Raw genomic sequence first — 13,973 nt, 5'->3', positions numbered from 1 at the left:
CGCGCTCCAGGGGCCGGGGTTCCCGACGCTAGCGGGCGGGCGGGCGGCGGCGGTGCAGGCGCACCCCGGGCCGGGTCAGGTTTCCAGGGCGGTGCGGCGGGGGGCGGGCAGGCCGGTCCAGGAGGAGCCGGGGCGGCGGGCGGCCAGGCGGCGCAGCCAGAGTTCGGTGGCGACCAGGTCGGCGAGGGCGGCGAGGGTGCCGGGCGGGACGTGCTGGGCGGGGTCGGTGGCGGCGGCGAGGGTCTTGCGGGCGGCGGGGGCGTCGAGCAGTCCGGCTTCGGCGAGCAGCGGGCGGTCGAACAGGTCGGTGAGGGCGGGGGCGGCGGCGCGCAGGCCGCGGCGGGCCGGTTCGTGCGGGTCGGGGCCGGGGGCGCGGCCCCAGTCGGCGGGCAGGTCGGTGCGGCCGGCGCCGGCCAGCACGGTGGCGAGCAGGGCGTGCCGGGCGCCGGGTTGCAGGCGCAGGTCGTCGGGGAGCAGGCGGGCGGCGCGGACCACCTGGTTGTCCAGGAAGGGGGCGTGCAGGCGCTGGCCGTGCTGTTCGGTGGCGTGCACCAGGGTGCGGTAGTGGGCGGCGTGCCGGTGCAGGGCGAGGCGGGCGCGGCGGGCGCCGGGGGCCTCGGTGGGGGCGCCGTCGCGGGCGGCGGTGCGCAGGTGCTGGGCGAGGGCGGCGAGCGGTTCGTCGGCGAGCAGGTGGGCGGCCGGGCCGGGCCGGTGCCAGGTGAGGTCGGCGGCCAGGGCGCGGCCCATCGTCCGCCCCGGTACGGGTTCCTGACGGAGCGTCAGTTTCAGGGCCAGGTCGTCGAGGGCGTCGGCGTAGCGGGCGCGGGCCAGTCGGCGGGCGGCGCGCAGCACGGTGACGGGGGTGTGCAGGGTGCCGGTGAGGGCGCCGGCGGTGGCGCGGTCGGCGCCGGCCAGGGCGGCGAGCGGGGCGAGCAGGTCGAGGAGCGGCCGGAGCGGACCAGGTCGGCGAGCCGGGCGGGGTGGCCGTCGAGGACCTGGCGGGCGCCGTGGCCGGTGAGGTGGTCGGCGCCGCCGGCCCGGTGGGCGGCGGCGTACCGGGCGGCGTCCGCCAGGACCGGGCCGGGCTCGTCGGTGAGCGGCCCGGCCAGGGGGTCGGCGAGGTCGGCGTACGGGGCGGCGGGCGGGACGACCAGGTGGCGCAGGCGGGGGGCGTGGACGGCGAGGGCGAGTCCGTCGTGGTCGGCGAGGGTGACGGCGGGGACGGTCTCGGGTTCGGGCGGTTCGGCGCGGCGGGCCCAGGAGCCCTTGACGGCGCCGGTGCGGGCGGCGGGCCGTTCGGGTCCGGCGCCCGCGCCGGGGCCGCCGGGCGGCAGCGGGACGGCGGCGGCGAGCAGGGCGACGGTGGCGGAGGCGGTGCCGTAGGAGAGGTCGACGCCGAGCCGGGGCCGGTCGGCGGGCCCGGTGGCGCGGACCCGGCAGCGGACGGCCTCCAGCAGGGCGCGGGTGAGTTCGCGGACGGCGGGGGCCTCGGCGCCGCCCGGCTCGGCGGGCTGGTCGTCGTACGGGGTGCAGTCGGCGCGCCCGCCGCGGATGCCGAGCGCGTGCCCGGGCGGGACGCGGCGCACGCCCCGGTAGGGGGTGCGGTCGCCGAGCGTCTCGGGGGTCTCGGGGGTGGCGAGCCGGGCGGCCAAGTGGGCGGCGTCGACGGGGGCGCCGACCAGGTCGGCGAGCGGGAGGGCGGCGGTGGCGTAGGCGGTGCCGCCGGCGAACGGGGTGTGGAAGCCGGGCTGGGCGCCGGACAGGTCGGGCAGCAGCACGGTGGAGCGGGTGCCGGTGCGTAGCACGACGGTGTAGCTGCCGGGCCAGTGGGTGAGGTGGCGCAGCGCGCCGCCGCGGGCGGCGGCCAGGCCGTCGGCGATCTCGCGGTCGGTGGCGCCGCAGCGGCCGGCGACGGCGAGGCGCAGGGTGGCGGGGGTGTCCCGGTCGGCGCTGTCGGCGGGGTCGTGCGGGTCGAGGCCGCCGCGGACGGTGGCCGGGCCGCCGGGCCGGAGCACGGCGAGGCGCAGCTCGTCGGGGCGCCAGTCGCCGACCGCCCAGAGCGGGTTGGGGCCGCCCCAGAGCAGGGTGCCGGCGATCGGGCGGACCGCGGCGAGGGTCGGGTCGGCGGCGGTCAGGCCGCTCCAGCCGGTGAGCCACCGCATCGCGCCTCCACCTGTGGTGCTGCGGCGCGCGACGAACCACCGGGCGGACGTACGGGGTTGGCGCGCCGTCAGGAGACATCGTGCCACCGATGGGGCGGGTGAGCGCCGGGCTTGCCGGGAGGAGGGCGCACGGACCGGGCCTCCCCCTCCGGGGCCCGGACCGTGCGGGTCTCGAACTCCCGTCCGGCGCACGGGCGGTGGCGGGGCGCGGCGGTGCGGCGGAGGGACGGGTCCGCCGCGGTCCGGCCGAAGTTGGCCGAAAGCCGTCGCACGGACCGGGAGGGCATCCGCATGCCCTCCCGGACGCGCAGCTGCCCGCGGGGAATTGAGGCAGCGTTTCCCCCGGCCCGCCGGGTCCTCGGCGGCGGGCCGATCCACAGGCTTTAGCGAATCGCCCACCTGCCGCTGCGGCCAGGGAGCACGGGTGGCGCACGCGGGCACGGGACCGGAGCACGGGCGTCCGGCAACTGCCCGCGGGCCCCGCGGCGGGCCTCCGGGCGCCCGCTCCGGACGCGGCGCGTTCCCGCCAACCGGAATGCGGCCTCTTAACCGTCGGAACGCGGGCGACTACGCTAGGTGCAGCAGTCCGGTGACGCACCGCGGTTCGCCGCGGCCCGCCGCCATCCGCGCACGACGTCGCCAGGGGGTGCCACCGCCACCATGACCGTCAGCTCACGAGGGCCGAACGACCGGCTCGGGGCCCTCCTCGCGCTCGCCCAGATCAGCAACGCGGGGCTCGCCCGCCGGGTCAACGACCTGGGCGCGCAACGCGGCCTGACCCTCCGTTACGACAAGACCTCGGTGGCCCGCTGGGTGACCAAGGGCATGGTCCCGCAGCGCCCGGTGCCGCACCTGATCGCCACCGCGCTCGGCAACAAGCTCGGCCGCCCCGTCCCGCTGGAGGAGATCGGCCTCGCCGACTCGCACCCCACGCCCGAACTCGGCCTGGAGTTCCCGCGCGAGGTCCCGGAGGCGGTCCGCTCCGCCACCGAGCTGTGGCGGGTCGACCTGGACCTGCGGCGCGGCCCCGGCGGCGGCCGGTGGAGCGACAGCCTGGCCGGCACCTTCTCGGTCGCCGCGTACGCCACGCCCGTCTCGCGCTGGCTGATCACGCCCGCCGACGGCTCGGTGGCCCGCGAGGCGGTCCCCGACCTGACCGGCTACCGGGTCGGGCACACGGACGCCGCGAAGCTCCGCGAGGCCGCCCAGGAGGCCCGCCGCTGGGACTCCAAGTACGGCGGCGGCGACTGGCGCTCCTCGATGGTCCCGGAGTGCCTGCGGGTCGAGGCCGCCCCGCTGCTGCTCGCCTCGTACAGCGACGCGGTCGGCCGGGCGCTGTTCGGCGCCACCGCCGAACTGACCCGGCTGGCGGGCTGGATGGCGTTCGACACCGGCCAGCACGAGGCCGCCCAGCGCTACTACATCCAGGCCCTGCGGCTGGCCCGCGCCGCCGGGGACGTGCCGCTCGGCGGGTACGTGCTGGCCTCGATGAGCCTGCAGGCCGCCTACCGCTCCTTCCCGGACGAGGCGGTCGACCTCGCCCAGGCCGCCCTGGAGCGCAACCGGGGCCTGGCCACCGCCCGCACCATGAGCTTCTTCCACCTGGTCGAGGCCCGGGCACACGCCAAGGCCGGCAACGCCGCGGCCTGCGGCGCCGCGCTGGCCGCCGCCGAGACCGCGCTGGACCGCTCCCGCCCCGGCGACCCGGACCCGACCTGGATCGACTTCTTCGCCTACGACCGCCTCGCCGCCGACGCCGCCGAGTGCTTCCGCGACCTGGGCGTCCCGTCCAAGGTCCGGCAGTTCACCCGGGAGGCGCTGGCCCGCCCGACCGAGGGCTACGTCCGCTCGCACGGCCTGCGGCTGGTGGTCTCCGCGATGGCCGAGGCCGAAGCCGGGGACCTGGACGCCGCGGTGGCCGCCGGGGAGCGCGCGGTCGAGGTGGCCGGGCGGATCTCCTCGCACCGCAGCCGCGAGTACATGGTCGAACTGCTGCGCCGCCTGGAGCCCTACCAGAACGAGCAGCGGGTCAAGGAGCTCACCGAGCGCGCCCGCACGGTCCTGGCCACTTCCTGAACTCCCCCGCCGCCCCGGCCCGGCCGTGACACCATCCGGTCGGAGCGGTCTCACACAGCCGAGGGGTGGCCGGGTTGAAGCACGACGTCCAGGTCCTGGTGGTCGGCGGCGGCATCGTCGGCCTGTCCACCGCGTACGCGCTGACCCGCGAGCACCCCGGCACCGGCGTCGCCGTGCTGGAGAAGGAGGACGCGCTCGCCGCCCACCAGACCGGCCGCAACAGCGGGGTGATCCACAGCGGCGTCTACTACCGGCCCGGCTCGCTCAAGGCCCGGTACGCCACCGGCGGGGCCCGCGAGATGGTCGCGTTCTGCCGCGAGCAGGGCATCGCCCACGAGGTCACCGGCAAGCTGATCGTCGCCACCGACCCCGCCGAACTCCCCCGCCTCGCCGCCCTCGCCGAACGCGGCCGGGCCAACGGCATCCCGCTCACCGAGCTCGACCCGGCCGGCCTCCGCGCCCACGAGCCCGAGGTCACCGGCATCGCCGGACTGCACCTGGCCACCACCGGCATCTGCGACTACCCCGCGGTGGCCCGCCGCTACGCCGCCCTGGCGGGCGAGCGCGGGGCCGAACTGCGGCTCGGCACACCGGTCCTGGACATCGCCCGGCGCGCCGACGGCGTCACCGTCACCACCCCGCACGGCGAGATCCGCTGCGCGGTGCTGGTCAACTGCGCCGGACTGCACAGCGACCGGATCGCCCGGCTGGCCGGCGACGACCCGGGGGTGCGGATCGTCCCGTTCCGCGGCGAGTACTACGAACTGGCCGAGGGGCGACGGGAGTTGGTGCGCGGCCTGGTCTACCCCGTCCCCGACCCGGCGTTCCCGTTCCTCGGCGTCCACCTCACCCGGGGCATCCACGGCGACGTCCACGTCGGACCGAACGCGGTGCCCGCGCTGGCCCGCGAGGGCTACGACTGGCACACCCTGAACGTCCGCGACCTGGCCGAGACCGCGCGCTTCCCCGGCACCTGGACGATCGCCCGCCGGCACTGGCGCTACGAACTCGGCGAGCTGCACCGCTCGCTCTCCAAGCGCGCCTTCACCGCCGCCGTCCGCCGCCTGCTCCCCGCCGTCACCGCCGCCGACCTCGTCCCCGCCACCGCGGGCGTCCGCGCCCAGGCCGTCGCCCGCGACGGCACCCTCCTCGACGACTTCGCCTTCGCCGGCTTCGACCCCGCCGACCCGCGCTCCGCCCGCCGGGTCGTCCACGTCCTCAACGCCCCCTCCCCGGCGGCGACGGCCTCGCTCGGCATCGGCCGCGAGGTCGCCCGCCGGGCGGTGGCGGCGCTGCGGGCGGGCTGAAGGGGCGCCCGACGGAAGCCGGCTCTCGCGGGGCCTCCCTTAGACTGGTGCGATTGTGACCTCCTCCGCCCCCAGCACCCAGTTGTCCGCGTCGGCCCGGCTCTCCGCCGCCCCGGCGGCGTACCCCGCGCCGATGTACCCGCACAAGGCCACCGAGGCCCAGCACCGCGAGCAGCGGATCCGCAGCTTCCAGCCGCGCCGCGGCCGGATGACCAAGGCCCAGGCGGGCGCGCTGGACCGCGGGTGGGAGCGGTTCGGGCTGGCCATCGACGGGACTCCGCTGGACCTGCCGGAGCTGTTCGCGGGCCGTCCGGTGACGCTGGAGATCGGCTTCGGGATGGGTGACACCACGGCCGCGATGGCGGCCGCGGACCCGTCCGCGGGGATCCTCGCGGCGGACGTGCACACCCCGGGCCACGGCAACCTGCTGCAGTTCCTGGAGCGGGACGGCTCGGAGAACGTCCGGCTGGCGGCGGGCGACGCGGTGATCCTGCTGCGCGACATGCTGCCGGACGCCTCGCTGGCCGGTCTGCGGGTGTACTTCCCGGACCCGTGGCCGAAGCCGAAGCACCACAAGCGCCGCCTGGTCCAGGCGTCGTTCCTGGACCTGGTGCTGCCCCGGCTGGCCCCGGGCGCGCTGGTGCACTGCGCGACCGACTGGGAGCCGTACGCGGAGCAGATGCTGGAGGTGCTGGGGGCCTCGCCGGAGCTGGAGAACCTGCACCCGGAGGGCGACGGCTCGGGCTGGCTGGAGCCGGACGGGCACCCGGCGGGCAGCGTGCCCGGGTACGCGCCGCGGCCCGACTGGCGTCCGGTGACCAAGTTCGAGCGGGCCGGCCTGGCCAAGGGCCACGTGGTGCACGACCTGCTGTTCCGGCGCCGCTGAGCCCTGCCGGGCCCGGGCGCCGAGCCCGGGCGCCGGGCTCAGGCGGTGGCCTTGCCCGCGGCGACCAGCGCGCCGAGCGCGGTGCGCTGGACGTAGGCCAGCAGTGCGACCGTCACCGTGCTCATCACCAGCGCGAACAGCACGTGCCCGAGGGCGGTGTCGACCGCCGTGCCGAGCAGGCCGAGCACCAGGTGGCTGCCCAGCCGCAGGCCGATCAGGCCGAAGGCCACGTTGCGGGTGCCCTTGCCGCGCCACAGCAGCTTGGCGAGCTTGAGGCGCCGGCGCATCAGGGTCAGCGAGACGCCGATGTTGACGGCGGCCAGCACGACCAGCGCGGGCCAGGCCGAGGGGACGGCCCGCAGCAGGTCGAAGGCCCCGGCCAGGACGCCTTCGAAGCCGAAGAACCAGACCGGCAGCCGCATCTCCGCGACGCTCGGCCGCTCGTCGACCGGCCCCGCGACCGGCCCCGCGACCGGCTCTGCGACCGGCTCCACGACCGCGACGGTCGCTGCGGCGGGCGCCGCGAAGGTGCTGGTGGCGGCCGTCCCGAAGCCGATGCTGCCCATGGTGTCTCCCCCGTGTCGTCCCCGGCCGCCCGGTGGTCCCCCGGCGGTGTCACCACTGTGCCCGCCGGGACCGGTCGCGGCCCAGGACCTGCCGTCACCGACCCGGCATGACGGATGTCACGGGCCCGGCCGGGTGCGGTGGGCGGCATTCCGTTCTGCTGACGATCAGTCACCTTGCGGGTACGGATTGTTCCGACCACTCCCCCCGGGGCGGGGGATTCGCCTACGCTGCTGCAGGTGAGCAGTCCGCCCAGCGGCGTGCCTTCCCCCGGGCCGCCCGTAGGGGCCGCCGCCCTGGCCGCCGATTCCCCGACGCCCCCCACCGGATTTCGGTCGCTCCCGGATCCGAGCGCGCGCCGGTCCGGCGGCCTGCTCCCGGAGCGGCCGCCGCGGCCGGTGCTGAGCGGGCGGATCCCGGGTCAGCAGGGCGGCCGGGTCGCGGGCGCCGCAACGGTGTCGCTGTGGCACCGGGTGTGGCCGTTCCGCCGGCCGGCGCTCTCCTCGGCGGCACTGGCCCTGGGCCTGGCGGGTTCGGGGGTGCTGATCCTGCGCCTGGTGCAGCGGCAGACCGGGACGACCGGCCTGCTGGTCGGGCTGGGCCTGGCGCTGCTGCCGCTGCCGTTCGTGCTGGGGGCGCTGGCCTGGCTGAACCAGACCGCCCGGGTCCCGCTGCAGCACCTGCTGTTCTGCCTGGCCTGGGGGGCGTGCGCGGCGACCACGATGGCGATCCTGGCGAACGGGTGGGCGAGCGACTTCCTGATCGCCCACCAGGGGGTGCGCGGGGAGACGCTGGGCGCGGAGTTCGCCACCCCGCTGATCGAGGAACTGGCGAAGGGCGCGGCCCTGCTGGTCCTGCTGCTGCCGCTGCGGCGGCGGCACCGCTGCGAGCAGGACCGCCCGTGCGGCCGCCTGCGCCGCCTGCTGTGGCACCGGCCCGGCCGCCCCGCGCACTTCCGCCCGGCCCCGGCGGGCCGCCAGCGGGCCCGCTCCTCCCCGCGCACCCTGGCGGCGGGGACGGTGCTGGGCGGGGTGACGGCCTGCGGCTTCGCCTTCACCGAGAACGCGCTGTACCTGGGGCGGGCCTTCACCGCGGACCGGCAGGCCCGGCTGGACGCGATCGGCCAGGGCGAGGCGCCGAGCCTGCGGGACTTCGACGGCACGGTGCACACCTTCGTCCTGCGGGCCCTGCTCTCCCCGTTCGCGCACCCGCTGTTCACCGCGCTGACCGGCCTGGGCCTGGCCGTCACCCTGACCACCGGCCGCCGCTGGCTGGCCCGCCTGGGCGCCCCGCTGGGCGCCCTGCTGGCGATGGGCCTGCACGGGGCGTGGAACGCCGCCGCCGGGCTGGGCACCGACGGCTTCCTGCTGGTGTACGGGCTGGTGATGGTCCCCTGCTTCGCCGCCCTGGTCAGCTTCTCGGTCTGGGCGCAGACCCGCCGCACCCGGCAGCCGTCCGGCCCGGACTGACCCGGGCCGACCCGGACCGACCCGGACCGGCCCGGCCGCGAGCTGCCCGGACGCCCCGGCGGGAAACGGATTTCCCTTTCCCGCGGGCCTCACGTAGAGTCGTGTTCACCGACGCGGGGTGGAGCAGCTCGGTAGCTCGCTGGGCTCATAACCCAGAGGTCGCAGGTTCAAATCCTGTCCCCGCTACTCAGTAGCACGAAGGCCCGGAAGCACTGCTTCCGGGCCTTCGTCGTACCCGGCACCGGGCCCGGTCCGGGCGCCCCGGCGGGCGTCCCGCCGCCGGTGCGACACCCACCCCTCGCGGTGGGGTAGGGTGGTGTTCACCGACGCGGGGTGGAGCAGCTCGGTAGCTCGCTGGGCTCATAACCCAGAGGTCGCAGGTTCAAATCCTGTCCCCGCTACTCAGTAGCACGAAGGCCCGGAGGCATCGCCTCCGGGCCTTCGTCGTACCCGGCACCGGGCCCGGACGGAAGCCGGACGGAACGGGGTCGAATAAATCCGTTGCCTCCCCCGGCGGGCGGTGCCTATGGTGGCGGCACACTGAAAGGAGGTGATCCTGAGTTGAGTTCCTTCAGGATGCGTGAGGTGGCTGCTCGCTAGAGCCGCCCCTGCCTGTGCAGCGGTGAGGCCGTTCCGGTCTCCGGCTCAGGCTAATTCCCAGCAGTCACCCGGCCCGTGGGCTCACCGGTACATCCCCGGTGCCTCGGTCGCCGTCCCCCAGGGGGGCGGCCCGAGGAGCAGCCCACGGGCCGTCTGCGTTCCCGGGGGCGGTGGGGCGGCGCCGGGGCGGGAAGCCGTGGCGGCGGGCCAGTGCGGTGACGGCGAGGACGGGGAGCAGCAGGGCGAGGGCGGACCAGGGCAGGGTGCCCGGGCCGTGCAGGTCGAGCAGCAGTCCGCCGGTGGCGCCGCCGAGGCCCATCGCGGTGTTCCAGGTGGCGACCAGCAGGGTCTGGCCGGGTTCGCCGCCGGCGTCGGCCACCGCGGTCTGGAACAGCGGGGCGACACTGCCCCAGCCGAGGCCCCAGAGTCCGGCGGCGAGCAGCAGCGGGGGTGCGGGCAGCAGCAGGAGGACGGCGGCGGTGAGAAACGCGGCGGTGGCGGCGAGCGTGAGGTGCCGCAGCCGCCGGTCGATCAGCGTGCCGGTGGCGGCGAGTCCGGCGACGGCGGCGAGGCCGAGGACGAGCAGCAGCAGGTCGCGGCGGCCGCCCGCGCCGTAGTCGTCGAGCAGGGCGGCGACGTAGGTGTAGAGCACGTTGTGGGCGAGGACGTACGCGGCGGTGACGAACAGCACCGGCCGCACGCCGGGCCGGCGCAGCGCGGTGCGGACGGGGGCGGGGCGGCCGGGGTGGCCGGGGGCGTCGGGGACGGCGAGGGCGATCCACAGCAGCAGGGCGGCGGCGAGGGCGGCGACCAGCGCGAAGGTGGGGCGCCAGCCGAGCAGCCGGCCGGACCAGGTGCCGAGCGGGATGCCGAGGGAGAGGGCGAGCGGGACGCCGACGCCGGTGACGGCGATCGCCCGGCCGTGCAGGGCGGGCGGGGTCAACCGGCGGGCGTAGCCGACGAGTTCGGACCAGATCGCGGCGACGGCGACCCCGGCGGCGATCCGGACGGCCATGGTGAGCGGGTAGGACGGGGAGAGCGCGGTGACGGCGTCGGCCAGCAGCAGCACGGCGACGGCGGCCAGCACCAGGCGCTTGCGGGGCCAGTGGGCGGTGGCCCGGGCCAGCGGGATCGCGGACAGGCCGGTGGCCAGCGCGTAGCCGGTCAGCGACTGGCCCATCGCGGCCTCGCCGACCCGCAGGTCGCGGGCCATCTCGGGGAGGACGCCGGCGGGCAGCGCCTCGGTGACGATGCCGAGGAAGGCCGCGGTGGCGAGGGCGAGCAGCGGGGACCAGCGCAGCCGGGGTCCGGGTGGGGTGGTTGCCATGCGGGTATGGTCGAACCCTCACACCGGTGTGAGAGTCAAGTCCTTCCGGCGAACGGCCAACGGCGGACGGCAGGCAGCGGGAGGGCGCGGTGCGGATCGGCGAGCTGGCGGGCCGGACGGGGGTGGCGCCCCGGCTGCTGCGCTACTACGAGGAGCAGGGGCTGCTGAAGCCGGAGCGGTCGGCGAACGGCTACCGGGAGTACGGGGAGCCGCTGGTGGAGCGGGTCCGGCAGATCCGTTCGCTGCTGGCCTCGGGCCTGTCCACCCGGACCATCCGGACCGTGCTGCCCTGCCTGGCGGACGGCCAGTTCCACGTCCGGGACGCGGCGCCGGAGACGCTGGCGGCGCTGGAGCACGAGTACCGGCAGCTGGTGGAGCGGGCGGAGTGCCTGTCCCGCAGCCGGGACGCGGTGGGGGCCTACCTGGGTGCGGTGCGCTCGCTGCGGGCGGCCGGGCGGTAGGTGCCGGGGCGCGGCGGGCGGGCGGGGCGCAGGGTCAGGACGCGGGTGGTCGGGCCGGTGCGCAGGACGCGGCTGGCGATCCGGTGGTGGCGCAGGGCGGCGCGCAGTTCGGTCAGGTGCGGGCAGTGGCGGCCGCGTTCGTCGTGCAGCGGCAGGACCCGGACCTCGCCGTCGGGGGCGGTGACCCGGACGAGTTCGCGCAGGGCGCGGAGCTGCTCGGCGGGGCCGAAGACGGCCGGGTAGGCGAACAGCAGGTAGGAGCTGAGGGTGAGGGCGAAGGTGCCGTCGGCGAACGGGAGCCGGGGCAGGGCGGCGGCCACGTAGCGGTCGGGGTGGGCGGTGGCGTCGGCGGTGAACAGCCCGCGGGCGCGGTCCCAGCTGCGCAGGTACTTCTCGGGGCGGCGGTGGCGGTCGGCGGGCAGGTGGCGGCGGGGGTCGCGGTGGATCGCGGCGGCCATGGCCGCCCGGCCGTCGGCGGCGAGCGCGGCGAGGCGGTGCGGGCCGAGCGCGTAGCCCGGGTCGGCGGCGACCACCTCGCAGCCGAGCCCGCGGGCCTCGGCGGCGAGCGCGGCGGCCCCGCCCGGGCAGTCCAGGACGGGGCCGGGCAGGCGGCCCAGCGCGGCGCGGGTGAGGCCGAAGCAGGCGCAGTACTCGTCCAGCGGCCGGGAGGTGACCAGGACCGGCGGGCCGTCCCCGGGCCGGGGCTGGGTGGTCGGGCGCATGCGGGCCTCCGGGCGTTCGGCGGGCCCGGGGTGCGGCCCGGGCCCGTGGTCATCCGACCACGGGCCCGGGGGTGTCGCACGTCCGGTCGGCGGCGGGTGCCCGGCCGCGGGGAGGGTCAGTCGTCGGCGGAGAGCAGGGCCCGGGCGGCGAACCGGTTGATGCCGTTGAGGCCGCGGACCAGCTGCGGGGTGAGGAAGAGGATGACCAGGCCGAGCGCGCAGACGCCGGCGATCTGCCAGGGCGAGGTCAGCTCGTAGACGTGCTGGACGCCGTTCGAGTCGCGCCAGTCGGCGACCCGGTAGCCGCCCCAGGAGGTGTAGTGGCGGAACACCCACTGGTAGACCGGGAACAGGGCGAGCGCCCAGCCCAGGCAGAAGAAGGTGATCGAGAGCGTGAAGCTGAGGATCGCCCAGGGGAGCATGGCGAACTGGTGCAGCACGGCCTTCCAGCCGGGCGGGTCGGCGAGCCGGGCGGTGATCCGGCCCCAGACGCCCTCGCGGCGGACCACGACCGCCGACGGGGCGGGCAGTTCCTCGCCGATCAGGGTGCGGATCCGCAGCCGCTCGGCGGCGCCGAGGCCGCGGGCGACGGCCAGCAGCAGGGCGAGGACGGGCAGGCCGAGCATGGTGAGCGAGAGGCCGAGGCCGGCGCAGAACAGCGGGACGACCAAGGAGAAGCCGAGCACCGCCATCGGCAGCCCGCTGAGCGCGTAGCCGAACTGCCGGAAGGTGTACCGGGAGAACGGGGCGCGCCAGAACCCGGGCTGGTCGAGGGGGCCGACGGAGCGGTCGGTGGCGGGGTACGCAGCGGTGGACATCCGCGGTCCTTCGGTCGTCGGGCGGCCCCGTCGGTCGGCGGGGCCGGGCACGTGCTCCAATCTGCCGCAGCGGCCCGGACCGGGGTAATGACGCCTGCTGCCGAATCCGTGGTGGGGTTAACCCCCCGTCCCGCCCTGCGGGCCGGTCCACCCCGGGCCGGACCACGGCGGGCCGGGCCACTCGGGGGCGAGCAGCGCGTACTGCAGCGCGTCGTGCCACCGGCCGTCCCGGTGGGAGTCGGCCCGGATCCGGCCCTCGTACTGGAACCCGGCCCGTTCCAGCACCCGGACCGCGGCGGTGTTGGCGGGGTCGCAGCGGGCCGCCAGCCGGTACAGGCCCAGCGTCCCGAAGCCGAGCGCGCACAGCAGCGCGGTGGCCTCGGCCGCGTAGCCGCGGCCCCAGGTGTCGCGGCGCAGCACGCAGCCCAGCTGGGCGGCGTGCCCGTCCTCGCGGGTGAGCGCGGCCTGGCCGACCGGGTCGCCCGCCGGGTCGTCGACGGCCAGCCGGTAGTGCGTCCGGGGCTCCTCCTCGGCGGCCTCCAGGTACAGCTCCAGCTGGTCGGCGCAGTCCTCGAAGTCCCGTGGCCCGAACGGGAGGTGGCGGACGGTCTCGGGGTCGCCGTGCACGGCGTGCAGGGCGGCCGCCTCCTCCGGGGTGTGCCGGTACTCGCGCAGGGTGAGCCGGGGGCCGCGCAGCCGGAGGGTTTCCATGCCGGCCGACCCTACCCGGCGGCCGTCCGGGGACCGGCTACCGTACCGGGGTGGACGACGACGACCTGCACCTGCTGCCCCGTACCCGTGCCGCCGACCTGCTGGACTGGGCGGCCGAGGCGGGGCTCGACCCCGTCCCCGAACCGGCGGTGCGGACGGTCCTGACCCTGCTGGAGCTGGGCGGGGCCCGGCTGCACGACGGCATGCCGGAGCTCACCTCCCCCGTGCTGGAGCACCTGCTCTACGAGCAGCTCCACCTGTACGTGCAGCCGGACGGCGACCCGGCGGCCTACCCGGCGGCGGTGCGGCTGCTGATCGAGTGGCAGCGGGCGGCCCGGCGGCTGAACGCCAAGCGGGCGGAGAAGCTCCGCGCGGAGGCCGACTGGCAGGGCGAGGTGCTGCTCTCGCTGCTGCGCCGCGCCGACCTGGTGACCTGGCCCCGACTGTACGCGCTGCTGCTGCGCGCGGACGGGGTGCCGACCGACGACCCGGGCCCGGTCCGGGAGTGGCTGTCGGCGTTCCGCGAACGGCCCGAGCCGGAGCGGTTCGCGGCCTTCGACCGGGTGCCGGGCCTGGACGGGGACGGCCACTGGGACCAGCCCGGGCGGCCGCTGCTGATCGGCGTCTCCACCGACGGGGCGCGGCGGCTGCTGGAGCAGGGCCTGATGCGGCGCAGCTACCGCAACCTGGCCGAGCTGAACGCTCTCGGGCTGCCGATGCCGGCCGAACTCGCCGGCGCGTTCGAGGAGTTCGAGGAGGCGGTGGCGCAGGCCGCGATCGACCTGTGCGGCGAGTGGACCGTCCCGGGGCTGCCGCGGCTGCTGCTGGAGGAGTTCCCGGAGCTGGCCCCCGAGGAGTACTGAGGGCCCG

11 protein-coding genes, 2 tRNA genes and 1 pseudogene are annotated in these 13,973 nt (G+C 77.1%); 8 read left to right on the top strand and 6 right to left on the bottom strand.

Annotation, left to right across the window (positions count from 1 at the left end; genetic code table 11):
* Positions 1-75: 75 nt before the first annotated feature.
* Positions 76-2,162 (bottom strand): annotated as a pseudogene (locus OU787_RS17990) (asparagine synthase-related protein).
* A 660-nt stretch (positions 2,163-2,822) separates the two neighbouring features.
* Between OU787_RS17990 and OU787_RS17985 the strand changes: the two are divergent.
* The 3 genes from OU787_RS17985 to trmB all read left to right on the top strand — a co-directional run bounded on the left by OU787_RS17985 (position 2,823) and on the right by trmB (position 6,431).
* Positions 2,823-4,238 carry a hypothetical protein gene (locus tag OU787_RS17985; protein ID WP_030463479.1) on the top strand — a complete coding sequence of 472 codons (1,416 nt, stop codon included), beginning with the start codon at positions 2,823-2,825 and terminating at the stop codon, positions 4,236-4,238.
* A 74-nt stretch (positions 4,239-4,312) separates the two neighbouring features.
* Entirely contained in the window at positions 4,313-5,545 is a 1,233-nt protein-coding gene (gene lhgO, locus OU787_RS17980) for an L-2-hydroxyglutarate oxidase (protein WP_268659982.1), read from the top strand.
* Between the two features lie 55 nt (positions 5,546-5,600).
* Positions 5,601-6,431 carry a tRNA (guanosine(46)-N7)-methyltransferase TrmB gene (gene trmB / locus OU787_RS17975; protein WP_442788490.1) on the top strand — a complete coding sequence of 277 codons (831 nt, stop codon included), beginning with the start codon at positions 5,601-5,603 and terminating at the stop codon, positions 6,429-6,431.
* 38 nt (positions 6,432-6,469) lie between these two features.
* Here trmB and OU787_RS17970 read toward each other — a convergent pair whose 3' ends face one another.
* Positions 6,470-6,997 carry a hypothetical protein gene (locus OU787_RS17970; RefSeq protein WP_268659981.1) on the bottom strand — a complete coding sequence of 176 codons (528 nt, stop codon included), beginning with the start codon at positions 6,995-6,997 and terminating at the stop codon, positions 6,470-6,472.
* A 237-nt stretch (positions 6,998-7,234) separates the two neighbouring features.
* Between OU787_RS17970 and OU787_RS17965 the strand changes: the two genes are divergently transcribed.
* From OU787_RS17965 to OU787_RS17955, 3 genes are all read left to right on the top strand, one after another.
* A complete protein-coding gene (locus tag OU787_RS17965) occupies positions 7,235-8,464 on the top strand; it encodes a PrsW family intramembrane metalloprotease (RefSeq protein WP_268659980.1) in 1,230 nt (409 codons plus the stop codon).
* 112 nt (positions 8,465-8,576) lie between these two features.
* Positions 8,577-8,650 (top strand) — tRNA-Met (locus OU787_RS17960).
* 141 nt (positions 8,651-8,791) lie between these two features.
* A tRNA-Met gene (locus OU787_RS17955) sits at positions 8,792-8,865 on the top strand.
* A gap of 263 nt (positions 8,866-9,128) precedes the next feature.
* On the opposite strand, the gene OU787_RS17950 is transcribed toward OU787_RS17955, so the two are convergent.
* A complete protein-coding gene (locus OU787_RS17950; protein WP_268659979.1) occupies positions 9,129-10,391 on the bottom strand; it encodes an MFS transporter in 1,263 nt (420 codons plus the stop codon).
* Positions 10,392-10,480: 89 nt separating this feature from the next.
* Here OU787_RS17950 and OU787_RS17945 point away from each other — a divergent pair, with 89 nt between their 5' ends.
* Positions 10,481-10,852, top strand: coding sequence for a MerR family transcriptional regulator (locus OU787_RS17945; RefSeq protein ID WP_030463485.1), 372 nt, complete (start codon positions 10,481-10,483; stop codon positions 10,850-10,852).
* On the opposite strand, the gene OU787_RS17940 is transcribed toward OU787_RS17945, so the two are convergent.
* The 3 genes from OU787_RS17940 to OU787_RS17930 all read right to left on the bottom strand — a co-directional run bounded on the left by OU787_RS17940 (position 10,810) and on the right by OU787_RS17930 (position 13,103).
* Positions 10,810-11,574: a class I SAM-dependent methyltransferase gene (locus tag OU787_RS17940; RefSeq protein WP_051817780.1), complete on the bottom strand. Its 765-nt coding sequence runs from the start codon at positions 11,572-11,574 to the stop codon at positions 10,810-10,812. The two genes, OU787_RS17945 and OU787_RS17940, sit on opposite strands and share 43 nt — an antisense overlap.
* Before the next feature lie 116 nt (positions 11,575-11,690).
* Entirely contained in the window at positions 11,691-12,392 is a 702-nt protein-coding gene (locus tag OU787_RS17935) for a sensor domain-containing protein (RefSeq protein WP_268659978.1), read from the bottom strand.
* Between the two features lie 117 nt (positions 12,393-12,509).
* Positions 12,510-13,103 carry a GNAT family N-acetyltransferase gene (locus OU787_RS17930; RefSeq protein ID WP_268659977.1) on the bottom strand — a complete coding sequence of 198 codons (594 nt, stop codon included), beginning with the start codon at positions 13,101-13,103 and terminating at the stop codon, positions 12,510-12,512.
* A gap of 50 nt (positions 13,104-13,153) precedes the next feature.
* On the opposite strand from OU787_RS17930, the gene OU787_RS17925 reads away from it, so the two are divergent.
* Entirely contained in the window at positions 13,154-13,966 is an 813-nt protein-coding gene (locus OU787_RS17925; RefSeq protein WP_268659976.1) for a hypothetical protein, read from the top strand.
* Positions 13,967-13,973 lie beyond the last annotated feature (7 nt).

The sequence above is a fragment of the Kitasatospora sp. YST-16 genome (genome assembly GCF_026802215.1).
Classification (GTDB): domain Bacteria; phylum Actinomycetota; class Actinomycetes; order Streptomycetales; family Streptomycetaceae; genus Kitasatospora; species Kitasatospora cineracea.
This window is presented reverse-complemented; position numbering and strand designations above follow the sequence as displayed.

What these genes read in the sequence shown, in the direction of transcription:
- OU787_RS17930 (WP_268659977.1), bottom strand. Translation starts at nt 13,103, where the DNA reads ATGGAAACCCTCCGGCTGCGCGGCCCCCGGCTCACCCTGCGCGAGTAC.
- OU787_RS17940 (WP_051817780.1), bottom strand. Translation starts at nt 11,574, where the DNA reads ATGCGCCCGACCACCCAGCCCCGGCCCGGGGACGGCCCGCCGGTCCTG.
- OU787_RS17970 (WP_268659981.1), bottom strand. Translation starts at nt 6,997, where the DNA reads ATGGGCAGCATCGGCTTCGGGACGGCCGCCACCAGCACCTTCGCGGCG.
- OU787_RS17935 (WP_268659978.1), bottom strand. Translation starts at nt 12,392, where the DNA reads ATGTCCACCGCTGCGTACCCCGCCACCGACCGCTCCGTCGGCCCCCTC.
- OU787_RS17985 (WP_030463479.1), top strand. Translation starts at nt 2,823, where the DNA reads ATGACCGTCAGCTCACGAGGGCCGAACGACCGGCTCGGGGCCCTCCTC.
- OU787_RS17950 (WP_268659979.1), bottom strand. Translation starts at nt 10,391, where the DNA reads ATGGCAACCACCCCACCCGGACCCCGGCTGCGCTGGTCCCCGCTGCTC.